24 protein-coding genes and 3 pseudogenes are annotated in these 25,132 nt (G+C 69.8%); 14 read left to right on the top strand and 13 right to left on the bottom strand.

Annotation, left to right across the window (positions count from 1 at the left end; translation table 11 throughout):
- Positions 1-306, bottom strand: a pseudogene (locus VQ03_RS25315) (hypothetical protein); the annotation flags it as partial.
- Positions 307-491: 185 nt separating this feature from the next.
- Here VQ03_RS25315 and VQ03_RS25310 point away from each other — a divergent pair.
- Together VQ03_RS25310 and VQ03_RS25305 are read left to right on the top strand one after the other, a co-directional pair.
- Entirely contained in the window at positions 492-1,307 is an 816-nt protein-coding gene (locus VQ03_RS25310) for a universal stress protein (protein ID WP_048453679.1), read from the top strand.
- 100 nt (positions 1,308-1,407) lie between these two features.
- Positions 1,408-1,887, top strand: a complete 480-nt coding sequence (locus VQ03_RS25305) for an Hsp20/alpha crystallin family protein (protein WP_048453678.1) — start codon at positions 1,408-1,410, stop codon at positions 1,885-1,887.
- Between the two features lie 23 nt (positions 1,888-1,910).
- Here VQ03_RS25305 and VQ03_RS25300 read toward each other — a convergent pair whose 3' ends face one another.
- The 4 genes from VQ03_RS25300 to VQ03_RS25285 all read right to left on the bottom strand — a co-directional run bounded on the left by VQ03_RS25300 (position 1,911) and on the right by VQ03_RS25285 (position 4,870).
- Entirely contained in the window at positions 1,911-2,891 is a 981-nt protein-coding gene (locus VQ03_RS25300; RefSeq protein WP_048453677.1) for a zinc-dependent alcohol dehydrogenase family protein, read from the bottom strand.
- A 19-nt stretch (positions 2,892-2,910) separates the two neighbouring features.
- Positions 2,911-3,249: a phasin family protein gene (locus VQ03_RS25295; protein ID WP_048453676.1), complete on the bottom strand. Its 339-nt coding sequence runs from the start codon at positions 3,247-3,249 to the stop codon at positions 2,911-2,913.
- 143 nt (positions 3,250-3,392) lie between these two features.
- Positions 3,393-4,121, bottom strand: coding sequence for a CBS domain-containing protein (locus VQ03_RS25290; RefSeq protein ID WP_245292192.1), 729 nt, complete (start codon positions 4,119-4,121; stop codon positions 3,393-3,395).
- 23 nt (positions 4,122-4,144) lie between these two features.
- Positions 4,145-4,870, bottom strand: coding sequence for a CBS domain-containing protein (locus VQ03_RS25285; RefSeq protein ID WP_048453675.1), 726 nt, complete (start codon positions 4,868-4,870; stop codon positions 4,145-4,147).
- 205 nt (positions 4,871-5,075) lie between these two features.
- Between VQ03_RS25285 and VQ03_RS25280 the strand changes: the two genes are divergently transcribed.
- On the top strand, positions 5,076-7,004 hold the full coding sequence (locus tag VQ03_RS25280; RefSeq protein WP_048453674.1) for a heavy metal translocating P-type ATPase: 1,929 nt from the start codon (positions 5,076-5,078) through the stop codon (positions 7,002-7,004).
- Between the two features lie 298 nt (positions 7,005-7,302).
- Here the strand turns inward: VQ03_RS25280 and VQ03_RS25270 are convergent, their stop codons facing one another.
- From VQ03_RS25270 to VQ03_RS25250, 5 genes are all read right to left on the bottom strand, one after another.
- A complete protein-coding gene (locus VQ03_RS25270) occupies positions 7,303-8,163 on the bottom strand; it encodes a universal stress protein (RefSeq protein WP_048453672.1) in 861 nt (286 codons plus the stop codon).
- A gap of 77 nt (positions 8,164-8,240) precedes the next feature.
- Positions 8,241-9,290 carry a patatin-like phospholipase family protein gene (locus tag VQ03_RS25265; RefSeq protein WP_048453671.1) on the bottom strand — a complete coding sequence of 350 codons (1,050 nt, stop codon included), beginning with the start codon at positions 9,288-9,290 and terminating at the stop codon, positions 8,241-8,243.
- 125 nt (positions 9,291-9,415) lie between these two features.
- Positions 9,416-11,533, bottom strand: a complete 2,118-nt coding sequence (locus tag VQ03_RS25260) for an alkyl/aryl-sulfatase (RefSeq protein ID WP_048453670.1) — start codon at positions 11,531-11,533, stop codon at positions 9,416-9,418.
- Positions 11,534-11,651: 118 nt separating this feature from the next.
- The gene (locus VQ03_RS25255; protein ID WP_245292191.1) at positions 11,652-11,882 is read right to left on the bottom strand and encodes a hypothetical protein; all 231 of its coding nucleotides are present in this window, start codon (positions 11,880-11,882) and stop codon (positions 11,652-11,654) included.
- A gap of 143 nt (positions 11,883-12,025) precedes the next feature.
- Positions 12,026-12,613 (bottom strand): HdeD family acid-resistance protein, encoded by a 588-nt coding sequence (locus VQ03_RS25250; RefSeq protein ID WP_048453669.1) that lies wholly within the window; start codon positions 12,611-12,613, stop codon positions 12,026-12,028.
- A 239-nt stretch (positions 12,614-12,852) separates the two neighbouring features.
- On the opposite strand from VQ03_RS25250, the gene VQ03_RS25245 reads away from it, so the two are divergent.
- The 4 genes and pseudogenes from VQ03_RS25245 to VQ03_RS33315 form a co-directional block, all read left to right on the top strand.
- On the top strand, positions 12,853-14,727 hold the full coding sequence (locus VQ03_RS25245; protein ID WP_048453681.1) for a mechanosensitive ion channel family protein: 1,875 nt from the start codon (positions 12,853-12,855) through the stop codon (positions 14,725-14,727).
- A gap of 219 nt (positions 14,728-14,946) precedes the next feature.
- Entirely contained in the window at positions 14,947-15,681 is a 735-nt protein-coding gene (aqpZ, locus tag VQ03_RS25240; protein WP_048453668.1) for an aquaporin Z, read from the top strand.
- A 76-nt stretch (positions 15,682-15,757) separates the two neighbouring features.
- Positions 15,758-15,909 (top strand): annotated as a pseudogene (locus VQ03_RS33320) (SUMF1/EgtB/PvdO family nonheme iron enzyme); the annotation flags it as partial.
- Positions 15,879-16,275 (top strand): annotated as a pseudogene (locus VQ03_RS33315) (arylsulfatase); the annotation flags it as partial. The pseudogenes VQ03_RS33320 and VQ03_RS33315, both read left to right, overlap by 31 nt.
- A gap of 510 nt (positions 16,276-16,785) precedes the next feature.
- On the opposite strand, the gene VQ03_RS25225 reads toward VQ03_RS33315, so the two are convergent.
- A complete protein-coding gene (locus VQ03_RS25225) occupies positions 16,786-17,499 on the bottom strand; it encodes a class I SAM-dependent methyltransferase (RefSeq protein WP_245292190.1) in 714 nt (237 codons plus the stop codon).
- A gap of 189 nt (positions 17,500-17,688) precedes the next feature.
- The gene (locus VQ03_RS25220; RefSeq protein WP_048453664.1) at positions 17,689-18,111 is read right to left on the bottom strand and encodes a Ros/MucR family transcriptional regulator; all 423 of its coding nucleotides are present in this window, start codon (positions 18,109-18,111) and stop codon (positions 17,689-17,691) included.
- A 769-nt stretch (positions 18,112-18,880) separates the two neighbouring features.
- Between VQ03_RS25220 and VQ03_RS25215 the strand changes: the two genes are divergently transcribed.
- The 4 genes from VQ03_RS25215 (at position 18,881) to VQ03_RS25200 (ending at position 22,659) form a co-directional block, all read left to right on the top strand.
- On the top strand, positions 18,881-20,461 hold the full coding sequence (locus tag VQ03_RS25215) for a PAS domain S-box protein (RefSeq protein WP_048453663.1): 1,581 nt from the start codon (positions 18,881-18,883) through the stop codon (positions 20,459-20,461).
- The gene (gene fixJ, locus VQ03_RS25210; RefSeq protein WP_048453662.1) at positions 20,451-21,059 is read left to right on the top strand and encodes a response regulator FixJ; all 609 of its coding nucleotides are present in this window, start codon (positions 20,451-20,453) and stop codon (positions 21,057-21,059) included. Before VQ03_RS25215 ends, fixJ begins: the two co-directional genes overlap by 11 nt.
- A gap of 87 nt (positions 21,060-21,146) precedes the next feature.
- On the top strand, positions 21,147-21,533 hold the full coding sequence (locus VQ03_RS25205; protein WP_048453661.1) for a response regulator transcription factor: 387 nt from the start codon (positions 21,147-21,149) through the stop codon (positions 21,531-21,533).
- A gap of 340 nt (positions 21,534-21,873) precedes the next feature.
- On the top strand, positions 21,874-22,659 hold the full coding sequence (locus VQ03_RS25200; protein WP_048453660.1) for a Crp/Fnr family transcriptional regulator: 786 nt from the start codon (positions 21,874-21,876) through the stop codon (positions 22,657-22,659).
- Between the two features lie 68 nt (positions 22,660-22,727).
- On the opposite strand, the gene VQ03_RS33310 is transcribed toward VQ03_RS25200, so the two are convergent.
- Positions 22,728-22,901 (bottom strand): hypothetical protein, encoded by a 174-nt coding sequence (locus VQ03_RS33310; RefSeq protein WP_157064250.1) that lies wholly within the window; start codon positions 22,899-22,901, stop codon positions 22,728-22,730.
- 265 nt (positions 22,902-23,166) lie between these two features.
- Here VQ03_RS33310 and VQ03_RS25195 point away from each other — a divergent pair, with 265 nt between their 5' ends.
- From VQ03_RS25195 to VQ03_RS25185, 3 genes are all read left to right on the top strand, one after another.
- The gene (locus VQ03_RS25195) at positions 23,167-23,859 is read left to right on the top strand and encodes a helix-turn-helix domain-containing protein (RefSeq protein WP_048453659.1); all 693 of its coding nucleotides are present in this window, start codon (positions 23,167-23,169) and stop codon (positions 23,857-23,859) included.
- Positions 23,860-23,902: 43 nt separating this feature from the next.
- A complete protein-coding gene (locus tag VQ03_RS25190) occupies positions 23,903-24,247 on the top strand; it encodes a DUF1476 domain-containing protein (protein WP_048453658.1) in 345 nt (114 codons plus the stop codon).
- A 74-nt stretch (positions 24,248-24,321) separates the two neighbouring features.
- A complete protein-coding gene (locus VQ03_RS25185) occupies positions 24,322-24,972 on the top strand; it encodes a BON domain-containing protein (protein ID WP_048453657.1) in 651 nt (216 codons plus the stop codon).
- Positions 24,973-25,132: the final 160 nt, after the last annotated feature.

Raw genomic sequence — 25,132 nt, 5'->3', positions numbered from 1 at the left:
GCTGGCGGCCGCCAGCACGTAGAGCAGGGCGAGTCCGAGAAGCGGATGCGGATCCGCGCCGCGCACGGCCAGGCCCACGGCGCGGCGCTGCAGCTCGATCGGCGCGAGGCCGGCCAGGAACACCGCGACCGCCAGCAGCGCCAGCCCGACCTGCTCCAGCGCGCTCTCGCGCCAGATGAAGGCGAGCAGGGAAGGCGCCGTATGATTTCGCACCGCGCGGCGTGGGGCTGGGCCGGCGGCGTCGGGCGGGTCCTGCCGCCGGGGTCGGGCGAGGTCGGCCGTGTCCGTGCGCAGGCCTGTCGGCATGCCGTCGCCCCTGGGGAGCGGGGGCGAACCCTCGGCGAGAGGCCCCCCACGAGCGCTCACTAGCCCGCTCGGCCCATCAGCGCCTTGAGGCGGATCAAGTCCCGCGGCGCCCGCTTGCGCTGGATCAAGGTGGCGCCTCCCCACCAGGCGGATCCTCACCGGGTTCCAGCAGCGGGAGACCAGCCGTGATCAAGGATCTGACAATCGTCGTCGACGGGGTGGGCCGCCGCGCCGCGCCGTACGGGGTCAAGCTCGCGGCGATGCTTGATGCGACCGTCTCGGCCGTGAGCGTCCTGCCGCTCGTGCCGTTCCAGACCTTCGCGCAATCCGAGATCCGCTACGATCTGGTCGTGGCCGCTGAGCAGGATGCGCGCGAGCAGGCCGCCGCGGCGGTCGAGACTGTGGCCAGTGCCGCCCGGGAGGCGGGGCTCCCCTGCGAGACGAGCGCGATCTGCACCTCGGCCCCGCTCGCCCCGTTACGCCTCGCCGGCTTCGTGCACTTGAGCGACCTCGCGGTCATCGAGCAGGCCGACGAGACCGTGCCCAAGCCGGCCGATGCCTATCTCGACACCCTGCTGTTCCAGGGCGCGCGACCAGTGCTGACGGTGCCCTATGTCCAGGAGACGCCGCCCGGGCTCGCCTGCGCGGTCGTCGCTTGGGACGGCAGCGCGCCCGCGGCGCGGGCCTTGGGCGACGCGCTGCCGCTCCTGCGCCGCATGGCGCGCGTCGAGCTCGTCAGCGTGACCGACGAGCCGGTGCCGGAGGCGACGCGCTGGCGCGCGATCCGTCACCTCGCCCGGCACGGGATCGAGGCGACGTTCGAGGTCATCCCCGGCGGGGTCCCGGTGGGCGAGGCGCTGCTCTCGCACGTTTCAGACCGCGGCGCCGATCTCCTGGTGATGGGCGCCTACGGCCATTCGCGCCTGCGCGAGGCGATCCTCGGTGGGACGAGCCGGACGATCCTCGCTTCGATGACCGTCCCGGTGCTGATGTCGCGCTGACGCGATGCCGTTGATGCACCTCAACGCGGGCGCATCAAGGGGGTGGCCTTCTGTCGATCCTGCCGGCTCCTCCGGGCCGGCCTCGAACAGGGAGACCGCCATGAACCTCAAATCCCTCCTCGCCTTTGGCGATCGCAGCAGCGATGCGTCCGAGCGGGCGCTGCCGGTGGCGTTTCCGTTCCAGCGCGAGATCGACCGGATGCTGGGCGAGGTCTGGTCTGGGATGCCTGGGTTCCTCCAGGCCGGACCGTTCCCGCGGATGGATGTGATCGAGCGGGGCGACCACGTCGAGGTGACGGCCGAGCTGCCGGGCCTTGAGCGCGGCGACGTGCATATCGAACTCGCCGACGACCTGCTCCTGATCCGCGGCGAGAAGCGCCAGGAGAAGGAGGAGACCAATGGTGCTCGCAAGGTGACGGAGCGCAGCTACGGCGCCTTCTCGCGCACGATCGAGCTGCCGCCCGGCACGAAGCCGGACGAGATCGACGCCCGGATGGACAAAGGGGTCCTGACCCTGAAGCTGCCGAAGCCCAAGACCGCCGCCGTCACCCCGAAGGCGATCGAGATCAAGGCGGCGTGAGGGCCGATGCTCCGCGGCGGCGCTCACGGCACGAGCACCGCCGCTCCCTCGATCCCGGACCGGTGCGCGGCGATGGCCGCCTCGGCTTGCGTGAGGGGAAACACCCGGGTCCGGGTGATGATGCCCACCCGTGGCGCCAGGGCGAAGAAGCTCCTCGCATCCTCCCGCGTGAGGTTCGCCACCGACAGGACCCGCCGCTCGCCCCAGAGCAGCGCGTAAGGGAAGGCCGGGATGTCGCTCATGTGGATCCCGCCGCAGACAATGCTGCCGCCCTTGCGCACCGCGCGAAGCGCCGCCGGGACGAGGGCGCCGTCGGGCGCGAAGATCAGTGCGGCGTCGAGCGCCACCGGCGACGAGGTGCCGGAATCCCCGGCCCAGGCGGCACCGAGGTCGCGGGCGAAACCTTGCGCCTTGAGGTCGCCCGGCCGGGTGAAGGCGTAGACCGCCCGTCCCTGGTGGCGGCAGATCTGGGCAACGATGTGCGCCGCCGCGCCGAAGCCGTAGAGCCCGATCCTGGCTGCCTCGCCGGCCATCCGCAGGGTCCTCCAGCCGATCAGCCCGGCGCAGAGGAGCGGGGCCGTCGCCACCGGGTCGGCCGTCTCGCTCAAGGGGATCGTGAAGGCGGCCGCGGCGAGCACGTGGGTGGCAAAGCCCCCGTCGCGGGTATAGCCGGTGAAGCCGGCTGCGTCGCACAGGTTCTCGCGGCCTGCCGCGCAATAGGCGCAAGCTCCGCAGGTGTGGCCGAGCCAGGGCACGCCGACCCGTGCGCCGATCGCGGGCCCGGCCACTCCGGCGCCCGAGGCCTCGACCCGGCCGACGATCTCGTGGCCGGGTACGATCGGCAGGCGGAGGTCCGGCAACTCGCCGTCGATGACGTGGAGGTCGGTGCGGCACAAAGCACAGGCTTCGACCCGGATGCGGACCTCGCCCGGGTCCGGCACCGGATCGGGCCGGGTCTCCAGGACCAGCGGACCACCGATCTGGCGCAGGACCATCGCGTCCATCGGCTCGGCCTCCGGCGTCTCAGGCCGACGCGGATCGGCTCGTCTTGCCGTTCCCGGGCACGGCGACGTCGCGCGAGAGCGTATCCGCCTCGTGCTGGTAGTCGGTGAAGGTCTTCATCAGGAAGTCCGTCTGGAGTTTGATCGTCTCGGCGGGCGAGCCGCAGCGGCCGAGCGCCGCGACGTGCTCGGCCTGGGCCTGCAGGCGACGACTGCCGAAGGTCAGGATCTCGGCGGTGAGCCGCAGCGGCAAGTCGACGCCGAAGCTGCGCCAGAGTTTGGATTCGGTGGTCAGCAGCGCGGACATGTCGCCGAAGCCGGAGACCCGCGGCGTCTCGGAACCTGTGGTCCTGGAAGTCATGATCGTCTCCTGTTCGCGTCCGATGTGGCCGTGACGGCAGGGTGATCTCCGAGAATGGCCGTCACGCCGGGCGGGGTGGACGCATCGCCGCCGCACGGAAATCGTCAGGCGCTGACCAGGCGCTGACGCCGCAGCCCGGACCGTCATCGGTCGGCGGAAGCGGCGTGGTCCGCAGGAGGGTCGACGCAGGCGAGCCCGTCGCGGACCATCCGCACTCCGGGTACCGCCTCGGCCGCCGCCCGCAGAGCGGCGCGCTGGCGCTCGCCGGTCAGGGTGCCGTGCAGGGTGACGTCGCCGCCCGCGACCGCGACGATGACTCGGCCTGCGGGAAAGAGGCCCGTGTCGACGATGGACGCCTCGACGGCGGCGCGGATCTCGGCATCGCTTCGGGACGGCGTTGCGCGGGATCTCGTCAGGGCCGCGTGCAGGGCACGTAGGAGATCCGCCCGGGCGACGATCCCGGCGAGCCGTCCGTGCTCCATGACCGGTACGCGCCGGATACGGTGGCGCGCCATCAATTCGGCGGCCTCGGCGAGCGTCGCGTCGGGCGAGACGGTCACGAGCCTGCGGGTCATCACGTCGGAGACGTGACGCCCGTGCTCCCTCGCATAGGTCTCCGCCAGGCGGTCCGGATCGACGACGAACTGGATCCAGCCGGGCTTCGGCGGGGCCGTGCCGAGCTCGGGGCGCCTCAGGAGATCGCCCTCGGTGACGATGCCGATGATGGTCCCCTCCCGGTCGAGGACGGGCAGGCCACTGATCCTTCGCTCCAGCATCAGCGCGATGGCCGCCTCGATCGAGGCGTCGGCCTGCACGCAAGCGACCTCGCGGGTCATCACGTCGCGCACGATCATCGCGGTCTCCGATGCCATGGGTCGTCCCTCGCCAGCGGGCTTCAGAGCATGATCGGGTCGGCGCCCCAGTAGGCGACGAAGGTGTGATCGCGCACCGCGACGACCCCCGGTATGCCCTCCGCCGCGGTCACCAGCGCCCTCGCCTCGGCCTCGTTCGTCACGGCCCCCCAGAGATGGACGACGCCGTCGAGCACCGTGACGTTGCCCTCGGCCTTGTCGGTCCAGGGCTGGCGGGCGAGTTCGGCCAGCAGCATGTCGCGGATGCGCCGGTCGGTGAGGGCCCGATCGGTGATTGGGGCGGGGGAGGCCGGGACCAGGGTCGCGAGCGCCCGCACGAGGTCGCCGCGGGTCACGATCCCGACGAGTTGCTCGCTCCCGTCGGGCCTCGCCTCGACGATCGGTACCCGGCGGATGCGCCGGCGCTCCATCAACTCGACGATCTCGGTTAGGGAGGCGTCGGGGCTGGCAGTCACGACGGAGCGGGCCATCACGTCGCGCGCGAGCTGGCCGCGGGCGCTCCGATAGGCGTTCGCCAGCGTCTCGATCGACGCGAAGGCGTCGAGCCAGCGGTTGCGCCGCCGCTCGGTGCCGAGTTCCTCGCGGTGGAGCAGGTCGGCCTCGCTCACGATCCCCACAAGGACGCCAGCCTCGTCCGTGACCGGCACGGCGCCGAACCGCTTCTCGATCAGCAGCCGGGCGATCTCCCCGAGCGGCGTCTCGGGCGTCACCGTGACGACGTCGCGGTGCATTATGTCACGTGCGAGCATGGAATCCCCCTCCGTTGGGTCATGCGGGGATCCTCGGTCCGATGTCGTCGCCCGACATTGATCCTGCTCAAAGGTTGACCGCCTCAGCCGCGCGGGCCTGCGCTTGATCCAGCGCAAGGCCCCGCTCCCGTCTTCGGTGCGTGTCTGGACAGGCGGATCAAGGGAGGCGACGACGGCCATGACGAGGTCACCCGCGGAGCAAGGTATGGTCGGCAGTGCTGCCACCGGCGACGCTCCTGCCAGAAGGCCCACGCTCGAATGGGCGGCGACCCTGCGCGGCGGCCTCGTGGCGCTGCCGCTCCTTGGGCTAAGCGCCGGTCTCGTGGCCCGAGCCCTCGGCCACGCCGATGCCGCCGCCCTGGCCTGGAGCCTCGCCACCCTGGCGGTCCTCGCCGTCCTGCTGGTCCAGGTGGCGACGAGCCTGGCGCGGGGCGATGTCGGGCTCGACCTCGTCGCCGTCCTGTCGATGGGTGGGGCGCTCGCCCTGTCGCAGCACCTGGCCGGTGCCGTCATCGCGCTGATGTTCGCCGGCGGCCAGGCGCTGGAGGCCTACGCTGCCGGACGGGCGAGCCGGGCGATGACCGCCCTGATCGCGCGCCAGCCACGCACCGCCCTTCGTGAAGAGGGAAATTGTGCCGACGCATCTCGCATGCGCGAAGTTCCCCTGGCGGATCTCACCCCGGGCGACCGCATCCTGGTGCGGGCCGGCGACGTCCTGCCGGTCGACGGGCGTGTCGCCGCGGGCCGCGCCGTCCTCGACTTGTCGAGCCTCACCGGCGAGTCGCTGCCCGCCGCCTTCGCGGCGAATGCCGCCGTGCTCAGCGGCAGCCTCAATGTCGGCCAGGCCTTCACGCTCGTGGCCGAGCGGCGGGCGGACGAGAGCACCTATGCGGGCATCGTGCGCCTCGTCGAGGCGGCGCGAGCCGCCAAGGCGCCTATGGCGCGGCTCGCCGACCGCTACGCGATCGTCTTCCTCCTCGTCACGCTCGTCCTCGCCGGCGGGGCCTGGGCCGCGTCGGGCGATTCCTTGCGGGCGCTGGCCGTGCTGGTGGTGGCGACACCCTGCCCGCTGATCCTGGCGGTGCCAGTCGCCCTAGTCTCGGGCCTGTCGCGGGCGGCGCGGTGCGGGGTCCTCGTTAAGGGCGGCGGTGCCCTGGAAGCCATGGCCAAGGCGGAGATCCTGGTGGTCGACAAGACCGGCACCCTGACCCACGGCCGGGCGCGCCTGCGGGCCGTCGCGGCGCTGCCACCCTTCGGCGAAGGGGAAGCCCTGCGGCTGGCAGCTTCCCTCGATCAGGCCTCGGCCCACCCGATCGCCCGGGCCCTGGTCGAGGAGGCGAAGTCGCAGGGATTGAGCCTCGCTACGCCGTCGGCGGTGACCGAGGTTCCGGGAGACGGCGTGATCGGGCTGGTGGAGGGCCGGCGCGTCGGCGCGGGCGGGCCGCGCCTGATGCGCTCGCAAGGAATCGCCTTTCCCTCCACTGGCTCCGACGCGGACGGGCAGGCTGCGTCGGCCACGGTCCTGGTGGCGGTCGACGGCCGGCCGGCGGCGATCCTGTCCTTCGCTGATCCGCTGCGCCGCGACGGTGCCGCCATCCTGGCCGCCCTTCGGGACAGCGGCATCGCCCGGGTGGTGCTGGCGACGGGGGACCGGCGTAACCTCGCCGAGGCGCTCACGGCGGGGCTCCCGATCGATGCGGTCGCTGCCGACCTCGACCCGGCGGACAAGACGAAGGTCGTCCTCGAGGAGCGGCTGCGCGGGCCGGTGATGATGGTCGGCGACGGGATCAACGACGCGCCGGCACTCGCGGCTGCGGATCTCGGCGTGGCTCTGGGCGCCCGGGGCGCCGCCGCTGCCACGGAGGCCGCCGATGTGGTCCTCCTCGTCGACAGCCTAGCGCCGCTTCCGGAGGCCATCCGCATCGCGAAGGCCTCGCGCGCCATCGCGCTCCAGAGCGTGCTCGTCGGGCTCGGGCTCTCGCTCGCCGGGATGGTCGCGGCGGCCTTCGGCGCGCTCACGCCGGTGCAGGGCGCGCTCTTGCAGGAGGCGATCGACGTCGCCGTGATCCTGAACGCCATGCGGGCCCTCTCGGGGCCGGATCGTGGGTCCCAACCCGGATTGCCGGCGGCCTGATGCCGATCCCGGCGCGCGCGACGTCGGCTCTACCGGCCGATCCCGGCGACGGCGCTGGAGACCCGATCGTGGGTTACTCCACGAAGTGCCACCCGGATCTCAGGGCGCGCAAGTCGCTCTCGTCGAACGGCGCGAGGTCGTCCGTCGCGACCGGCGGGACCGGGGCCTCCTCCTCGGGGGGCGACCGCGTCGGTGCGACGGCGGGTCTGAGCGTCTGCCGGATGGCCTTGCGCCTGCGCGCCGTCCGGACCGATGCCGTAGGGGGCGGGGGCTTCCGGATCATGACAAACCTCCTTGTTCAATGCGCGAGGAACAGCGGGACCGGCGCGTCCAAGAGGAGCGAGCGGGTCACGCCGCCGAAGACGAATTCCCGCGCGCGGGAATGGCGGTAGGCTCCCATCACCATCAGGTCGGCCCGCACCAGGCCGGCATGGCTGCGGAGCGTGTCGGCGATGCTGCCGTCCTGCGGCAGGTCGCTGACCGTGACGGCGACGTCGTGCCGCGCGAGGTGGCGGGCGAACTCGGCCCCCGGCATCGTCGTGAGCAGGTCGTCCGCGTCGCCGACCGAGACGATCTCGACCGCGCCCGCGGCGCGCAGGAGCGGCATGGCGTCGTTGGCGGCGCGGGCCGCCTGCAGGCTGCTATCCCAGGCCACGAGGATCCGCCGCCCGGCGAAGGCCTGGTGCGAGCGTGGCACGGCGAGGACCGGCCGGCCGCTCCCGATCAGCGCCGCCTCGACCGTCTCGCGCGAGAGGATCTCGCTACGCGGATCGAGGTCGAGGACCGTCAGGTCGTGCAGCCGCGCCTCGGCCGCCAGCCGGTGTACCACCTCGGGATAGGGCAGGCGTGGCGTCTCCCAGGTGCAGACGAGGCCCGCCTGCGCCGCCGCGCCGGCCGCGTTCTCGGCATAGGCCCGGGCCAGGGCGTCGAGGCGGCGGTCGACAACCCCGATGCCCGGGTCGGCGGTCCCCTGGAGCCAGGCGTCGGTTCCGACGAGGCACCACGAGGACGACAGGATCGTCACGTGGGCGCCCGCCGCCTCCGCCAGCGAGAGCCCGTACCCGACGGCCGGGGAGACCCGGTCGCGCTCGTCCTCCACGATGGTGCCGACGAGGATGTCGCGGAAGGCGGCGAGCGGTGAGGGAGCGGGCATCGACATGGATCGTCTCCGGGCTGGGCTCGACGCCATGGATCGCCCTGCCGGGAGCCGGCGGCCTTGATCCAGCTCAAGCGGACTCACACCCCGTCGAGCAATTGGTCGAGATCGAACGACGAGCGCCGGCCCAGATCCGACCCGTGGCTGGTCAGGAAGGCCTCAGCGCAGCGACGGCCCTCGTCCCGCAGCATCGTCAGGAACGCCCATTCGGCATTGAGCTTCGACGAGGAGCCGAGGTCCGCCACGACGTCGCTCGCGATGCGGTGCATACGCATCGCGGCCCATCTCGCTCCCTCTGTCTCGTCGGCCGGCGCGACCTGCCGCAGCACGGCCATCATTCTGAGCTCCTTGAGCAGGACCGCGTTGAACGAGACCTCGTTGAGCCGATTGAGAATCTCTCGGGCCGAGCGCGGCGAGCCGGACCGCACGACCGGATTGACCTGGACGATGATCGTGTCCTGCGAGGCGCACTCGCGCACCAGCGGCGTCATCGTCGGGTTGCCGGAATATCCTCCGTCCCAGTAGAGCGCACCCTCGATCTCGACGGCCTGGAACATCGTCGGCAGGCAGGCCGAGGCCAGGAGCACCTCCGCGGTGATCTCCTCGTTGCGAAACACCCGGCCGCGTCCGGTATGGACGTTGGTCGCCGTGACGAAGAGCCTGATCGCGCTGCGCGCGATGCCGGTGAAATCCAGGGTCGAGGCCAGGATGCGCGCGAGCGGATTGAACCCTCTCGGATTGAGGTCGTAGGGGGAGAACACGCGCGTCATCAGATCGCCGGCGAGAAACGCCGGCGAGTGGTCGAGGGTCCAGCGGCCGAGCATCACGTCGAGCGGGCTGCGCCGAAGCGGGCTTAGCGCGCCCGCACGCGAGACGTTGTCCCAGAAGGCCAGGAGTGCGGCGCGGGCGCCCTCACGCCCACCCCGCTCATACCCGTCGATGAGGAAGGCCGCGTTTATGGCTCCGGCCGAGGTTCCGGAAATACCGTCGATCCGCAGCCGCGGTTCCTGCAGGAGGCGGTCGAGGACGCCCCAGGTGAAGGCCCCGTGCGCCCCTCCGCCCTGCAGGGCGAGATCGATCGGGACCGGCTCCTTCACCGACTCCCCTGAGGTGACGCCGCTGCTCGACATCGGACCATGATCCTCGTGCGGGACACCCCGTCGTCGCAGCCTTCCGGGGACGGCACGGGCGAGGCGGACGCGACCGCCAAGACCGCGGGTGCAAGATGACGGGTGGACGACGACGGCTGAGCCTCCTACTCGGCGATCGCCGCGCAGGGCTCGGCCCGGTACGCGTCCAAGACCGTCCGCTGGCGCGCCTCACCCGATTTGGTCCCCGGCATGATCTCGAAGCGCGGATCGAACGCGACCAGGGTGGCCGCGAGCTGCGCCAGGACCCCGGCATCGCCCTGGACCGTCGCAGTCCCGTCGGCGATCTGCGCCTCCAGGGTCTTCTCGCCGGTCATCGTCCGCTCGAGGTCCGCCCGATCGATGGTCAGGGTCAGGTCCGGGTTCTCGGCCTGGAACCCGGCGAGGTTGGTCAGCGTCGCGTTCTCCATCTCGATCACGAACCGCTCGCCGTTATCCGGCGTGACGAGGTTGATGGTGAAGCGCAGGCCCTCCGCCCTCCGGCTGTCCATGCGGATGCCGAGGAAGTTCAGGAACAGTTCTGTCGTCATCGCCCGCACCACGTCGGGGCTGCTCGAATTCGCCGTCTCGCCTTCGGGGATGCCGGAGCGCAGCTCGTAGGCCCCGGAGAGGAAGCTGTTGCGCAGGCCGGGATTCTCCTGCTGGTAGCCGATCTGCTCGAAGATGTCGGCGAGCAGATCCTTCGCGGCCCGGTTGTGCGGCTCGGCCTGGACCAGCGTGTTCACGATCTCCTGCGCCAGGAGATACCGTCCCTGGTCGTGCAGGCGCCGGCCGCGGGCGAGGATCGCTTCCGCTCCCCCCATCATCTCGACGTAGAGCGGCGCAGTCTCGGAGGCCGGCAGCGGGATGAGCGTCGCTGGGTTGCAGTCCCAGAAGCCGAGGTAGCGCTGGATCACGCCGCGGCTGTTGTGCTGCGGCGAGCCGTGATAGCCGCGGCAATGCCAGGTCTGCTGCAGGCTCTTCGGCAGTTCGTAGACGGTGTGGATCTCGTTGATCGTCACGCCCTGGTTGGCGAGGTGCAGCACCTGGTTGTTCATGTGGGCGTAGAGGTCGCGCTGGGCCCGCAAGACCTCCTGGATCCGCGCGTTGCCCCAGCGCGGCCAATGATGCGAGGCAAGCATCACCTCGGCCTCGCGGCCGAAACGGTAGAGCGCCTCGTTGATGTATTTCGACCAGTTGAGCGGGTCACGCACCGGCGCGCCCCTGAGCGTATAGATGTTGTGCAGCGACGCGATGACGTTTTCCGCCATCCACAGCGCCTTCATCTCCGGCAGGTAGGTGTTCATCTCGCGGGGCGCTTCGGTGTCCGGCGTGTTCTGGAAGATCATCCGGACGCCGTCGACCTCGAATTCCTCGATCGGTTTCTCGACGTGGCGCGTCGGGGCGATCAGCCCGCTCGCCCCGGCCGAGACGCGCTGGCCCAGCCCCTGCCCGACATAGCCGCGCGGACCCGCGGGCAGGAGCAGCCCGTACTGGTAGAACAGGCGCCGGTTCATGGCGTTGCCGGCATAGACGTTCTCGGCCACGGTGTGGGCCATGAAGCCGGCGGGCGCGATCACCGGCACGCGGCCCGACCGCACGTCCTCCTCCTCGACGATACCGCGCACGCCGCCCCAATGGTCGCCGTGGGTGTGGGAGTAGATCACCGCCGAGATCGGCCGGCCCCCGCCGACATGGTCCTGAAACAGCGTCCAGGCGGCTCGTGCCGTCTCCCTGCTGACGAGCGGATCGAACACGATCCACCCGGTTCTCCCCCGTACGAAGGTGAGGTCGGAGAGGTCGAAGCCGCGCACCTGGTAGAGGCCGGGGACGACCTCGTAGAGGCCGTAATTGTTGTTGAGCCGCGAGATCCTGAGCAGGGACGGATGGATGCTGTCGAATGCGTCCTCTTCGTCGAGGAACCGGAACTGCCGCATGTCCCAGGCCAGATGACCGGCATCGGCCGGGATGGTCATCGCGGTCATCGGGGCGATCAGCCCCTTGCGCTGCTCGGCGAAGTCACGCTCGTCGGCGAAGGGGAGGGCGGTCCTCGCCCGGCGCAGCACCTCCCGGGTGAAGGCGGAGGGCGGCTTGCCCTGCGGATGGACGTGGCCGGCGAAGGCGGGGGAGGAGCCCCCGTCGTCCCGCGCCAGGGCGGCGCCCTCGCCCCAGACGGCGCTGCCGGCGAAGGAGAAGGCGGCTCCCACGCCCGGCAGCGCCTTGATGAATGCGCGTCTCGTCGACATCGGCCCTCTCCGTTCCAGGCGAGACGAGCCGGAGGACCCGGCTCGATCGGTGCCAGCTCCATCAGCGCCGAGCCGTCGGCGCCCAGTCGACCGGCTCCAAGGCGATCGGCGGAAGCCGTCAGCGCCACGCGCAGACCCGGCGTCCTCTCCGCCACCAGCAGACGCGCCGGCGCCGGCGCGGGGCGACGATGACGGCCTGGGCCTCCTGCACGAGCCGGTCGCCGTCCGGCGCGCTGACCGGTCCCACGTTCGGGACCGCGGCGCTGGCGGTGCTCGCCGCGACCGCGAGGCCGGCGGCCGCCATGGCGGCGGACGAGAGGGTCGCGAGGACGGCACGGCGCGACGGCAAGTCCCTTGTCATCGATCCCATGGCTTTCACTCCCTGTTTGGACCGCAAAGCCGTCCCCCCCCTGGCCGGAGCCCGGATGGCCGGACTGCGTCTTGACCAGACATTCGGCGGAGCCTTCGCTCGCGACGCCGAGCAGACCCGTCTCACCGCGACAGGGCCGGCGAGGTCTGCGCCTCGCCGAACAGACCGACCCCGAGCCACGACAGGCCGGTGCCCAAGAGGTCGCAGGAGACGAACAGCCCGATCGCCCACAAGCCGGAATACGGCCACTTCGCGATGATGGCGGCGCCCAGCAGCACCGATAGCACGGCGAAGAGGATCACGGCGGCGCGGGACGTCCGCACCTCGTGGGCGAAGGCCCAGATTGCGCGCGCCAACCCTGAGGCGATCAGGGTCGCCCCGAGGACGAGCGTGAGGGCGAGTGAGGCTTCGAGAGGCCGGAATACCGCGGCGAGCCCGCCCAGGAGATAGATCAGGCCGGCCAGGAATCGTCCGATGCGGGAACTCAAGGCTTCGGAAGCCTCGGGCCGCCCGAGAGCCTCGACGATCTCGACGGCGCCGGCGACGATCAACAGAATGCCGAACCACAGCGTACTCGCGAGCGTGAGCGTCGTGACCATGAACAGGCCCGCGGCTCCGAGGAGGAGCAGGGCACAGCCGATCGCGATGAACCATCCGCGGTCACGCCCCGCACCGAGATGCGGGCGATCGAAGATTGCCGAACCGCTCATCTGTCCCCTCCATCGTCGTTTTCGACCGCGAAATACGGCCGATACAGTGGGAATGGTTGGGATTGTGTGCTCGATATTGACGATGCAGCGTTGATGTGGATCAAGATGAGATCTCCGCCGGTCGCAGTACGATCCTGGGCCGACGGGGCCTTGCGAGACGGGACATCCCTGCCGTGTTCGATCGCCGCCGCTCGCGTCCGACTGGCCTTCCGGCCTCGGCTTGTCTGGCCCTGATCCTCATGACGGCGGAGGGCCGTGGCGCCTCCGCGCGCTCCGACTGGTCCGAGGCGGTGATCGAGCCGGTGGACCGCGCCGTGGCGGCGGTCTCGGACGGTCTTCTGGCGCGCCTCGACCGGATCGGGGCGGCCGGCGCCGACCTCGATCGCATCCTGTCCGCCCTCGCCGCCGCCGGCTGGTCGCCGCTGCCGTTCCTCTCGGCAATCGCAGCCGTGGTCGTCGCAGGGCTCGCGGCGGACCGGGTGAGCGCCCGCGCCCTCGGCCATGCAGGCGGGGTACGGGGAAGACGGATCCTGCGCCGCCTCGTCCCCAGCGCCACTTCCCTAGGAGCCGGCCTCGTCGTCGCCGCCCTCGTCGCCGGGGAGGCCGAGGCCGCTCGCCGCTCCCTCCGCAACTGGGCCCTCGTCGTCCCGCTCGTCGGGCTCGCCGCGTCGCTGATCCGGGGGGCGATCCTGGAGGCATCCTCGGCCTCGCGCTGCAAGCGGCTCGTCCCGCTCGTCCATGGTCTGGCGACGGCGGTAGCCTGGGCGCTCGGCGGCATCGCCCTGCTGAGGACCCTTGCGCTCTGGGATGCGGGAAGCGGCTTGCGCGATCTCGTCGGTACCGCGTTCGTCGCGCTGCCGACGGCCGGTCTGATCGCCGGCGCCTATGTGCGCTCCGGCCGGCCGCTCGCGGCCGCGCTCGCCCGTCCGCGCCCGCGCAGCGGCGCACGGCGCCTCCTCGCTCGGTGCTGGCCGGTAATCGCCGTCGCCGTCGTCGGCGTGACGGTTGGAGCCTCGCAGGTGGCGATGACCCTCGGGCGTCCCCTCCCGCCGCTCGCGACCCTGGCGACGCTGATCCTCGTCCTGACCTGGCCGCATCTCGACCGGCGGATCGCAGCCTGGGCCGAGCGCGGATTCCACGCCAATACCGTCCCGGCTACTGCCGTCGCGGCCCGCCGCTCGGCCCGGATGGCGCTCGCCGCAGTGATCGGCGCGGCGCTCGCCGCGCTGTGGGGAGCGCCCGCCGCCCTGGGTCTCGGCATCGAGATCGGGACGCTGGCCCGGATCCTGGCGGAGATCGCCGCCATCGCGCTCGCCACCGCCTATCTGTGGAACGTCATCGGCGTCGCGGCCGGCCGGCTCCTCGCCGAGGAGCGGGGGGTGCGGGTGGAACCCGGGGCCGAGGGGGCCGAGGAAGCGCCGCGGACGCGCCTGGGCACCGTGCTGCCGCTCCTCGGTGGGGCGGCCAAGGCCGGGCTCGCCGCGCTCGCCGTCCTGTCGATCCTCCTGGCCCTCGGGATCAACGTCTGGCCCCTGGTCACCGGGTTGTCGGTGTTCGGCCTCGCCATCGGCTTCGGCTCGCAATCCCTCGTCAAGGACGTCGTGTCAGGCCTGTTCTTCCTCGCCGACGACGCCTTCCGCCTCGGCGAGTACATCGAGACCGCCGGCGCCAAGGGCAGCGTCGAGAAGATCTCGATCCGCTCGGTCTCGCTGCGCCACCCGCGGGGTGCGCTCGCCACGATCCCCTACGGCCAGATCGGCAAGGTGCAGAATTACAGCCGCGACTGGGTCATCGAGAAGCTGGCCTTCCGGGTCGCCTTCGACACCGACGTCGAGACGGTGCGCCGGCTGTTCAAGCAGATCGGCCGGGACCTTGAGGCCGATCCGGAGCTGCGCCCGGATCTCCTGGAGCCGTTCAAGAGCCAGGGCATCGCGGCGGTCGAGGACGGGACGCTGATCATCCGGGGCAAGTTCAAGGCGCGCGCCGGGCGCCAGTTCGCGATCCGCAGGGCCGTGCTGGCGGCGGTGCAGCGGGCCTTCCACGCCAACGGCATCGTCGCGGTCGCGCATCCGACGCTGATGCCGGGAGTGCGCGGCGAGCACGGCGCCCGCTGACACTCCGCCCCCCGCACCATCGACGCCAAGGGATACGCTCCACGCTGCCCGGCTCCCTCGCGCGGACGCGGCGCGGCATCCTGCGGCCGCGCATTGATCTCTCTCAAACCCGCCGGGCCGGTGCTCTCCTACCATGCCGATCACGACGGCTGCGGGCGACGGGCTGCATCGTCATCCGCCGCGCTCCGCGACCGGCCCACCCGTCCGAGGGAGGCCGCCATGGACATCCGCAAATGCACCGCTGAAGCAATCGGCACCTTCTGGCTCACCTTCGCCGGCTGCGGCAGCGCCGTCATCGCCGCCGGCTTTCCGCAGGTCGGGATCGGACTCTTCGGCGTCGCGCTCGCCTTCGGCCTCACCGTCGTCACCATGGCCTATGCCATCGGCCACATCTCCGGCTGCCACCTCAACCCGGCGGTGACCTGCGGCCTCGCCGCCGGAGGCCGGTTTCCCGCCCACGACATCGCGCCCTACGTGGTCTCGCAGGTCGCCGGCGGCCTCGTCGCGGCGGCCTTGCTTTACGCCATCGCCGCCGGCGCGCCCGGCTTCGACCTCGCCAAGGGCTTCGCGGCCAACGGCTACGGCGAGCACTCGCCCGGGCAGTACTCCTTGATGTCGTGCCTCCTCGCCGAGGTGGTGCTGACCATGATGTTCCTGTTCGTCATCATGGGGGCGACCCACGGCAAGGCGCCGGTCGGCTTCGCGCCGCTGGCGATCGGGCTCTGCCTGACCCTCGTCCACCTCGTCGGCATCCCGATCACCAACCTGTCGGTCAACCCGGCCCGCTCGACCGGCCCGGCCGTGTTCGTCGGCGGATGGGCCCTCGCGCAGCTCTGGCTGTTCTGGGTGGCGCCGATCGTCGGCGGTGTCCTCGGCGGTGTCCTGTATCGCGCAATGAGCGAGGAACCCCCGGTCCAGGTCGCCGGGATGGCGCCGCCGGCCCCTGCCGAGTGAGAGCCGCTCGACCCCGACCGGTATCACCGGCGCCGAGGAGCGAGCGATGTCGCGCGCGACCCGTCCCGATCGCTGCTGGTGGCGCTTTCGGCCCGGCGCCCATCAGCGTCGCCCGCTCGGCCCGGCTCCTCGATCACCGGCCTCGATGACCATCCGGTGGTGCAGATCGCCTACGCCGATGCCGCGGCCTACGCCGCCTGGGCCGGCAAGGCGATGCCGAGCGAGGCGGGAGGCAGCCGGCCCCGGCGCCCGAGACGGCGCCGGACCGGGCGGCCGGACTCTCCCGTGAACATCCTGCCCGTGAACATCCTCTCCGTGAACATCCTGACTATGGTCGGCGACGATATCGGTTAATTTAACATCAGCACCTCCACCTTCGACCCAGTGGAGTACCGCACGCCCGACATCGACCGCGAGGGCATGCTCTTCACCGATTGCTGCGCCAAGCAGAGCTGCACGGCGGGCCGCTCCACCTTCATCGCCGGGTAGGCGATCTTGCGCACCGGCCTGTCGAAGGTCGGCGTGTCGGGCGCGACGGTCGGGCTGCAGAAAGAGGACGTGACCCTCGCCACGCGGCTCAAGCCGCCCGGCTATCGCTCGGTGGTCTGCCGAGCGGTTTTCGACGACCGGTCTTTGCGCTCGCGGTGAACCTGGTGGCGCCCGCCCCAGCCGAAGCCGCGGGCAAGGACGACACGGTCGTCCCCCGTCGCCGCAGGCGTGACGGCCGCCGGTCCGGACAAGGCGAGCGCTGCCGGCGACCATACCACCGGAAGCAGACACGCGACGACGCATGGTCCGTTGATCCGTCGCTTGATGGTCATGATCGACTCCGTCTTCGAAGCCCCAGGGTGCACGCCCCTCTTGCCCGTTGGGCCATACATGCGGTCGTGGAGACGAGGGCGGACGGGCCGAACCGTGTGCTCCCCATCGTGTGCTTCTCGAGGAAGATCCTGGAGGCGGCGGGACCCGCCGCCCCGGTTTTCGACCGGCTCAGGATCGCCGGCCTTGATCTCGCTCAAGGCTGGCCGCTGTGGAGGCGCGCCGACGTGTCCGGGATCGCGGCCGCTCCACCTCATCGAGGCCTCAGCACCGTTGCTGCGTCCCTCACGGCCGGACGGTCGTGGCGAGATCCCACACCGCAAGGCTCTTGTCGCGCCATCCGCCGCCGCCTTCGTCGCAGTGCTCGTTCAAGAGCCGCGCCGGGGGTCCCCAGGTGAAGGGTTCGCGCACGAAATTGAGGGCGCGCCAATCGCCGTCCTCACAGTCTCGGTTGTGCTGCCACTGCGTGAACGTCGTCGTGACGAGCCAACGCGCGCCGGATCGTCTGAAATTCGCCAGCGCCCTCTCGATATTCGCGAAGCTCAGATGGACGAGGCAGTCACGGCATAGGACGGCGTCGGCCTTGGGCAGCGCATCCCGCGTGATGTCGGCGGCGTGGAATTCGAACCCGGGCGGATGCTCGCTCATATTCCGGGCGATGAGGTCGGCCACGATGTCGACGCCGATGTAATGGATGCCGCCGAGATCGACGTGCGTGATCCAGCCGGCATCGCCGCATGGCGCATCGAGAAGCGTCGCGATGTTCAATCCGGCGAGGAGGCCGGGCAGCCCGTCGCGGATCGCCCGGGTGGCGTCCGCCTCCGAGCCGAGGCCCGATGCCGAGGTCTCCGCTCCCCAGAGGTTGTGGTCGTGTATGAGCCGGAACCTGTCCTTCAGCGACAGGTGAACGAAAGCCTCGCGCCTCACGAGGAACCTGTCATGGGCGAGGACGGAGGGGCGATCGTCGTCCGGCATGGCGGATGGGTCGTCGGGCGGCATCGTCGCGTCCTTAGGCGCTGGATCGGTCGGTGCGTGACGATCGATGCTTGGCGGGTGAATGCGGCGCGTCGGCGGCACCGAGTTGCGCAAGCTTGAGGCCGGCGTCTGAACGGTCACGCCTCGACGCCGACCCATCCGGTCAGCGGCCCGGACCGATGCGACGGAGCGGGACGATCCGGGCGACGAACGTCACCGCGACCGCGCTCCTGCGCGGGGCGACTGCCCGAGTCCGTTGCTCTTGGCAAGATCGGACCGGGTTTTGGCATAGGCCTCACAGACCATCGGATAGTCGGGCGGCAATCCCCACTTTCGCCTGTATTCCTCGACCGTCAGGCCGCGGCCATTGAGATGGCGCTTCAAGGCTTTGTACTTCCGGCCGTCTTCTAGACTGATGATGTAATCGTAAGCCACCGTCTTCCTGATCGGCACGGGAGGCTCCGGGCGGATTGGCTCCGGTTCCGCCGGAGCGCCGAGCCTGCCGAGCGCCGCGTGCGTCGCGGTGATCAGCGTCGGAAGATCCGCAGCGGGGAGGCTGTTCCTGGTCACATAGGCCGACACGATGCTGGTCGCCAGGCTAATCAGGCCGTCTACGGAGGTATCTTTGTTCGTCATGAGGTATTACTATCCTGCGATCTCTCAAGTGAAATCACACATCCAGTGAATGAATATGAAATAGATATCAAATTTTATTATCTGGAGCCTGTGGAATACGCTGTGATTGCGTCGAGAGGCGATCGGAAACAGCGTCATGACGATTGATGTTGCACAGACCTGGGCGCGGTCAGGGAATGCGGCGCGAAGGAATTCGGGACACGTCGTCCCGTCCAGCGCCCGGGCGGCGCTGTTGATCGACAGGAAGTACCGATGTGGAGGCCGAACGACGGTGCGACTTCGTCTCGCGCTACCTGGCGTGGAGCCTGCGGTCCGCGGCGGAGCGACGAGGACGGACCTGCTGCCTGCGTCGGAATCGGCCCACGCCGCTGCTTAGGCCTGCCAGTGCTTGGATGCCGCGCCGCGCGAAGGCGGCCGATCACGCCGCTCCCTCGACAGTTCGATAGCGAACATAGAATTTCCCAGGGTCAATCCGGCTGACTTATTCTCATTCGAATATCGTCATCGCGTGCCGATCGCGTCGCTGCCTTCCCGCTGCACGCGCGCCCGGTGGAGCGAATGTCTCGATCAATATACTCGGCAATAGTATGGTGTGCTCTGCAAGCACAGTCAGCTACCGGCGCAGGCTCCGCCGGCCTGTGAAACGGTTACGAGGTGGAAGGGATCCCGTCGAAATCCTACCGTTAGCAAATGATAGCCACAAGCCGGGCCCACGAAGCGATACTGCTCGATGGTATGGGCTTGGGACCCCCGCTTCCGGACTGAACCGATGATCGACCAGGTCGGCCCAATGCCGGCGGATCCAGGCGGCGCCGACCTCCTCAGCAGCGACGAGCTCCTCCACACCCTGGACGAGGTCGGCGTCTGCATCTGGTCGCTGGACCTGTCGACGCACCGGATCACCGTGTCCTCGGCGTGCTGCCGCCTCTTCGGGGTTCCCTCCGAGCGGCTGACGTCCTTTGCCGCGACGCAGGATCTGGTGCATCCCGACGATCGCCGCGCCCGGGCGGACGCCATCGGGCGCACGCTGCGGGAGGGCGGCGCTTATGAGATCGACTACCGCGTCGTCCATCCCAGCGGGGAGGCGTGCTGGCTGCGCTCGCGCGGGCGCGTCCTGCTCGATGCGGATCGCCGGCCCTGCCGGCACCGCGGCATCGTCGTCAGCATCGACGGGCAGAAGCGGGTCGAGGAGGATCTGCGCACCCGCGAGGCACATCTCCGCTCGATCCTCGACACCGTGCCGGACGCGATGGTGGTCATCGACGAGGCCGGCCTGATCCACTCCTTCAGCGCCGCCGCCGAGCGCCTGTTCGGCTATGCGGCCGACGAGGCGATCGGTCAGAACGTCCGGATCCTGATGCCGGAGCCGATGAGAGCCGAGCATGACGGCTACCTCGCCCGCTACCACCGCACGGGGGAGCGCCGCATCATCGGTACCACCCGGGTGGTGACGGGACGCCGGCGCGACGGCTCGACCTTCCCGATGGAGCTCGCCATCGGGGAGATGCGCTCGGGCCGGCAGGTCTTCTTCACCGGCTTCATCAACGACCTCACCGAGTACCATCGGATCCAGGCCCGGCTGCAGGAACTCCAGTCGGAGCTCGTCCACGTTTCGCGCCTGAGCGCGATGGGCGAGATGGCCTCGACGCTCGCCCACGAGCTCAACCAACCGCTCGGCGCCATCGCCAACTACACCAAGGGCTGTCGCCGCCTCCTCGCCCATCCCGATCCCGCCACCGTCGCCACGGCGGTGGACGTCCTCGACAAGGTCGCCGCGCAGGCGCTGCGAGCCGGTCAGATCATTAGCCGGCTGCGGGATTTCGTGGCGAGGGGCGAGACCGAGCGGCGCATCGAGCCGGTCGTGCGACTGATCGAGGATTCCTGCGCGCTCGCCATGGTCGGCGCCCGCGAGCAGGGCGTCGTTCTGCGCCTCGCGCTCGACCGCCGGGTCGGCTCGGTCCTCGCCGACCGGGTGCAGATTCAGCAGGTCCTGATCAACCTGATCCGCAACGCCCGCGAGGCCATGGCGCAGGGCCCGCGCCGTGAACTCGGCATTGCCACGCGGCCCCTCACTGCCGACAGGGTCGAGATCGCCGTTTCGGATACGGGGCCCGGCATCGCCGAGGATGTGGCTGCGCGCCTGTTTCAGCCCTTCGTCACCACCAAGCCGGGCTGCATGGGCGTCGGGCTCTCGATCTGCCGCACCATCAGCGAGGCACATGGCGGCCGCCTGGAGGTTGAGCGCAACGAGGCCGGCGGCGCCACCTTCCGATTGACCTTGCCGGCGGCGCGGCAAGAGAAGGGAGGACAAGACAAGCCGGGTCAAGAGGAGCCGGACCATGGGGCTTGAGCTGGTGCATGTGGTGGACGATGACCCCGCCATGCGGGACTCGCTCGCTTTCCTGCTCGAGACCGCCGGCTTCGCCGTGCGCCTCTATGAGAGCGGGACCGCACTGCTCGAGCGGCTCGCGACCCTGGTCTCGGGTTGCGTCCTGACCGACATCCGCATGCCCGGCCTCGACGGCCTCGACCTCATCCGACACCTGCGCGAGACCGGAAACACCCTGCCGGTGGTCGTGATGACCGGCCACGGCGACGTTCCGCTCGCCGTGGAGGCGATGAAGCGTGGAGCCTGCGACTTCATCGAGAAGCCGTTCGACGACGAGGTGCTCCTGCGGGCCCTGCGCCATGCCCTGTCGCCGGGCAGCGCCGCCACGGCGGCCGATCCGACCGTGCAGGACTTCCTGCAGCGCATCGAGACGCTCAGCGAGCGGGAGCGTCAGGTCTTCGACCGCCTGGTCACCGGCGCGACCAGCAAGGAGATCGGCCGCGCCCTCGACATCAGCCCACGTACCGTGGAGATTTACCGGGCAAAGCTAATGGCCAAGACGCAGGCCGCTAGCCTCCAGGACCTGGTGCGCCGGGCGGTGCTGGCCGGCCTCGCCTGACCCGCTTGAGGCAGGTCAAGGCGGGCTGCCGTCGGGCCATCGATGGTCGGATCTCGCATCCGCGCCTCGATCCACACGGCCGGTCCCATGGTGAGCGCTCCCCCCATCTACGTCGTCGACGACGACCCGGCGGTCCTGCACTCGACCCGCTTTCTGTTCGAAAGCGAAGGTCACCGCGTGGAGACGTTCGCCAGCGGGTTCGAGCTCCTGTCGGCCTTCCCCGGCCCCTGTCCGCTCTGCGTGCTCCTCGACCATGTGATGCCTGGGATGGACGGGCTCGAAGTCTGCCAGCGCCTGCGGGACATCGACGCCCGTGTTCCGGTCATCCTGATCACCGGCCATCCCAACCCGCGCATCCGCACCCGCGCGCGAGAGGCCGGCGTGCCCCTCATCGACAAGCCGCTCGCCTTCGAGGCGCTTGTCGACTACCTCGCGGCCGGTCATACCGCGCCGGCCTTCCGAGGATCGACGTGACGGCGAGTGGTCGTGGCATGATCCCGGTTTGCGAACGGCGCTCGTTCCCAGCCTGCCCCGGCCAGGCAGCCCGCCGCGGGATTTCGCGGGCGCGGCGGCTCTTCGCGGAGCGGCCCAGGGCGGGCCCGGGAGGGCGAGACCCGCTTTCCCCGCTCCGGCTGGAGGTCAAGCCTGATGGGGCCTGCGCCGGGCGCCTTGATCCAGCGCAAGCGCTCACCGCGGCTGGGCCGTCCCGACCGATATCGTCTGGCAGAGGTAAGCCAAGGAGCATAATTTGTTTTAGATCAACGCATGGATACGTTGAGACACACATCCTCTCGGCGCAACGTCGAGGCCGGTCATGCCACACCACCTCATCCGCAAGCTCGATCATAGCGCCGGTCTCTCGGCGAGCGACAGAGAGCTGCTGAGGTGCCTCGTTCGCGACGTCGTATGGTTCCGCGCAGATCAGGACATTCTCGACGAGGGAGCCACGCTCCGACAGGTCAGCGTGATCCTGGATGGGTGGGCCTGCTGCTACAAGCAGATCGAGGATGGGCGCCGGCAGATCATCGCATATTTGATTCCCGGAGACATGTGTAATACACCGCTCGTCTTCCCGAGTGTCAACAATTACTCTGTTCGCGCACTGGCGTCGGTCCGCATCGCCCGGATCGATGGGCAGGACATCCTGTCAGCTATGGAAAGGTCCCCCTCCATTGCGCGCGCCTTCTGGCTCGACATGCTCACCACCGCCGCCATCCAGCGGGAGTGGACAGCGAACATCGGCCTGCGCACGGCCCGGGAGCGCATCGCCCATCTGCTCTGTGAGATTGTCCTCCGCATGCGTGCAGTCGGTCTGGCCGAACAGGGCAACTGCGTTTTGCCGCTGACACAAGAGGATCTCGGCGAAACGGTTGGTCTTTCGACCGTGCACGTGAACAGAACATTGCAGGATCTACGAGCTTCTGGCCTGATAACATGGAAACGCCAGAAGTTGACGATTCCCGATTTTGCGGCCCTCCGCAACGTCGCACATTTCGACAGCAGCTATCTGTACCGCGCCGGGATGATTGCGGATGCGAACCGGGCACCTGCCGGTCAACACCTGGCTATCGAGATCGCCAGCTCTCGCGTTCTAGGATGATCGATTTTACGACAAAAAATTTTGAGTTGCCAATGACTTGCGAGACTAGACTGCATTTGCCTTGTGTGTCAGCCATGTCCCAACCAGCCTGGATATTCATTGCTCATATCGAGCAACAAATTTGTGATCTTGAAGGTCATATCGCGACGCTGCGCCGGCTGATTGAGCTGCTTGAGGATAGCGGCGATGTTCGCCTGCCAGCTGTGTTGGTTGAGGCGCTGGCCGAAGAACTGGAGCAGCATCACCGGCTACGCAGGGAGATTTTCCGACACGGCCTGCCCGCTCGCTGAAGCAATCCGCATGCTGTTGCTTCGGCACAAGGTCCGGATGCGATTGCTCCGCCTGCCGCTTCCAGGGGGGCTTGCGCCGTTCTGCGACCGCTTGGGCATGGCTGTCAGGCCTACGTAGTTGTCCTTAAGCAGGTCCGCTTAAGCGCCGGACCGGAATGTCTTCAGGACAATATTCCGGCCACTCTCACCCTCATCCAACGCGATGAGGAGCGGAAAGATGTCGCGAGAGACGGTCCTGCCCCCTGCTTCACGCCCGTTCGTGGGCTCCCGCGCGCCGGTGACAACCGCCGACGGCCCTGGCCTCTTCGCCGCCTGCCCCGAACTCATCGGCACTCCTGCGGCTTACGACCGCGAGGAGGAGATCTTCGGCGAGGGCGAGGAGGCGGAGAGCGTCTACCGGGTGATGCAGGGCGCGGTTCGCACCCACAAGGTTCTGAGCGACGGCCGGCGCCAGATCACCGGTTTCCACCTGCCCGGCGACCTGTTCGGCTTCGAGCCGGGCGAGGCCCATCGGCACAGCGCCGAGGCTTTGTCCGGGACCCGGGTCCTGATCTTCAAGCGGCGGCAGGTCGAGCGGATCGCCACCCATCGCGCGGAGGTCGCCTGCCAGCTCTGGAGCCTGGCCACCCGCTCCTTGCGCCAAGCCCAGGACCATATGCTGCTGCTCGGGCGGCGCTCGGCGCTGGAGCGTGTCGCCGCCTTCCTGCTCGACGTCGACCTACGGCTGGGCGGGACCGGCGCCTTCGACCTTCCGATGACCCGCCGCGACATCGCCGATTACCTCGGGCTGACCATCGAGACCGTATCGCGCACGATCACCCAGCTGGAAGCCGAGGGGGCGCTCCTGCGCACCGGAGGACGCAAGGTCAGCCTGCGCCGTGGCCGGATGCACCGGCTCGTCGAGGATTGAGCAGCCCGGCCCGCACGCACAGCAACCGAAAGAGGAGGTCGTCATGACGACGTTCGACGAACGCGAGCAGGCTTTCGAGCGCCAGTTCGTGCATGAGGAAGACAAGCGCTTCCAGGAGCGCACCCGGCGCAACCGGCTCCTGGCGCGCTGGGCCTGCGAGCGGATGGCGCTCGGCCCCGACGCGGCCTCACACTTCATCGATACCTTCGTTGCCCAGACCGTGCCCCTCGACGACGAGGCGCTCCTGGCGCGCCTGGCCGTGGAACTCGCGGCGGCGGGGACCGACGAGCCGGTCTCCGTGCTGCGCCGGAAGATGCAGCGATGCGCCGGGCTCGCCCGGGCGGAGAGCCGCGTCGGTCTTGCGCTGGATCAAGGCTCGTCCCCGTAGCTCGTCCAAATTCTCGAAGAAACTCCGGCGAACACAGCCGCGCCACCAGGAGCCATGCCAGAGGAGCTTTGCCCATGACCGACAAGGATCTGCGCCGCGACGTCCTCGACGAACTCGACTTCGATCCCAGCCTCGACGCGGCCGAGATCGGCGTCGCCGTCGCGGAGAGCGTCGTTACCCTGACCGGCCACGTCGGCAGCTACGCCGAGCAGGTCGCGGCCGAGCGCGCGGTACGCCGGGTGAAGGGCGTGCGCGCCATCGCCCAGGAGATCGAGGTCCGCTTCCCGCAGGCGAAGAAGGTGATGGACGACCAGATCGCCGCACGCGCCCTGGCGATCATCGACTGGTCGGTGCACCTGCCGAAGGACGCCATCCAGGTCCGCGTCGCCAAGGGCTGGATCACCCTGACCGGGGCCGTGCCCTGGCAGTATCAGATGGTGGAGGCGGAAGCTGCGGTGCGCAAGCTGTCCGGCGTCGTCGGGGTGTCGAACCTCATCGAGGTCCGGCCGGAGGTGCGGCCGAGCGCGGTCCGGAGCAAGATTCTGGAGGCTTTCCGGCGCCACGCCCTGCTCGACGCGGATGCGATCACGATCAGGGTCGAGGGAGATTGCGTCACCCTGGAGGGTGCCGTCTCGTCGCTTGCCGAGCGCGACGCGGCCGAGCGGGCGGCTTGGTCGGTCCCGGGTGTCCGCGCCGTCGACGACCGGACCGTCGCCCTGACCTGAGGAGGCGATCATGGCTCATGGAACGCACGCACCCGGAAGACGGGCGCAAAACCCCGGTGCCACCGCTGCCGTCCAGGCCGCGTCGGCCGAGCTGCACCGCGTGACCTTGACCCTGGCGCGCTGCCCCGAGCATCCCGACGGCAGCGCGCCAGGGTCAAGG

The organism is Methylobacterium tarhaniae (assembly GCF_001043955.1).
GTDB lineage: Bacteria > Pseudomonadota > Alphaproteobacteria > Rhizobiales > Beijerinckiaceae > Methylobacterium > Methylobacterium tarhaniae.
Note: the sequence above shows the minus strand (reverse complement) of the source record. Positions and strands in the feature narration are given on the sequence as shown.

Excerpts from the sequence above, each read along its gene's own strand:
- VQ03_RS25305 (WP_048453678.1), top strand. The coding sequence starts at position 1,408 with ATGAACCTCAAATCCCTCCTCGCCTTTGGCGATCGCAGCAGCGATGCG.
- VQ03_RS25300 (WP_048453677.1), bottom strand. The coding sequence starts at position 2,891 with ATGGACGCGATGGTCCTGCGCCAGATCGGTGGTCCGCTGGTCCTGGAG.
- VQ03_RS25295 (WP_048453676.1), bottom strand. The coding sequence starts at position 3,249 with ATGACTTCCAGGACCACAGGTTCCGAGACGCCGCGGGTCTCCGGCTTC.
- VQ03_RS25290 (WP_245292192.1), bottom strand. The coding sequence starts at position 4,121 with ATGGCATCGGAGACCGCGATGATCGTGCGCGACGTGATGACCCGCGAG.
- VQ03_RS25285 (WP_048453675.1), bottom strand. The coding sequence starts at position 4,870 with ATGCTCGCACGTGACATAATGCACCGCGACGTCGTCACGGTGACGCCC.
- VQ03_RS25280 (WP_048453674.1), top strand. The coding sequence starts at position 5,076 with ATGGTCGGCAGTGCTGCCACCGGCGACGCTCCTGCCAGAAGGCCCACG.
- VQ03_RS25270 (WP_048453672.1), bottom strand. The coding sequence starts at position 8,163 with ATGTCGATGCCCGCTCCCTCACCGCTCGCCGCCTTCCGCGACATCCTC.
- VQ03_RS25265 (WP_048453671.1), bottom strand. The coding sequence starts at position 9,290 with ATGTCGAGCAGCGGCGTCACCTCAGGGGAGTCGGTGAAGGAGCCGGTC.
- VQ03_RS25260 (WP_048453670.1), bottom strand. The coding sequence starts at position 11,533 with ATGTCGACGAGACGCGCATTCATCAAGGCGCTGCCGGGCGTGGGAGCC.
- VQ03_RS25250 (WP_048453669.1), bottom strand. The coding sequence starts at position 12,613 with ATGAGCGGTTCGGCAATCTTCGATCGCCCGCATCTCGGTGCGGGGCGT.
- VQ03_RS25245 (WP_048453681.1), top strand. The coding sequence starts at position 12,853 with ATGACGGCGGAGGGCCGTGGCGCCTCCGCGCGCTCCGACTGGTCCGAG.
- aqpZ (WP_048453668.1), top strand. The coding sequence starts at position 14,947 with ATGGACATCCGCAAATGCACCGCTGAAGCAATCGGCACCTTCTGGCTC.
- VQ03_RS25225 (WP_245292190.1), bottom strand. The coding sequence starts at position 17,499 with ATGCCGCCCGACGACCCATCCGCCATGCCGGACGACGATCGCCCCTCC.
- VQ03_RS25220 (WP_048453664.1), bottom strand. The coding sequence starts at position 18,111 with ATGACGAACAAAGATACCTCCGTAGACGGCCTGATTAGCCTGGCGACC.
- VQ03_RS25215 (WP_048453663.1), top strand. The coding sequence starts at position 18,881 with ATGATCGACCAGGTCGGCCCAATGCCGGCGGATCCAGGCGGCGCCGAC.
- fixJ (WP_048453662.1), top strand. The coding sequence starts at position 20,451 with ATGGGGCTTGAGCTGGTGCATGTGGTGGACGATGACCCCGCCATGCGG.
- VQ03_RS25205 (WP_048453661.1), top strand. The coding sequence starts at position 21,147 with ATGGTGAGCGCTCCCCCCATCTACGTCGTCGACGACGACCCGGCGGTC.
- VQ03_RS25200 (WP_048453660.1), top strand. The coding sequence starts at position 21,874 with ATGCCACACCACCTCATCCGCAAGCTCGATCATAGCGCCGGTCTCTCG.
- VQ03_RS33310 (WP_157064250.1), bottom strand. The coding sequence starts at position 22,901 with ATGCTGCTCCAGTTCTTCGGCCAGCGCCTCAACCAACACAGCTGGCAG.
- VQ03_RS25195 (WP_048453659.1), top strand. The coding sequence starts at position 23,167 with ATGTCGCGAGAGACGGTCCTGCCCCCTGCTTCACGCCCGTTCGTGGGC.
- VQ03_RS25190 (WP_048453658.1), top strand. The coding sequence starts at position 23,903 with ATGACGACGTTCGACGAACGCGAGCAGGCTTTCGAGCGCCAGTTCGTG.
- VQ03_RS25185 (WP_048453657.1), top strand. The coding sequence starts at position 24,322 with ATGACCGACAAGGATCTGCGCCGCGACGTCCTCGACGAACTCGACTTC.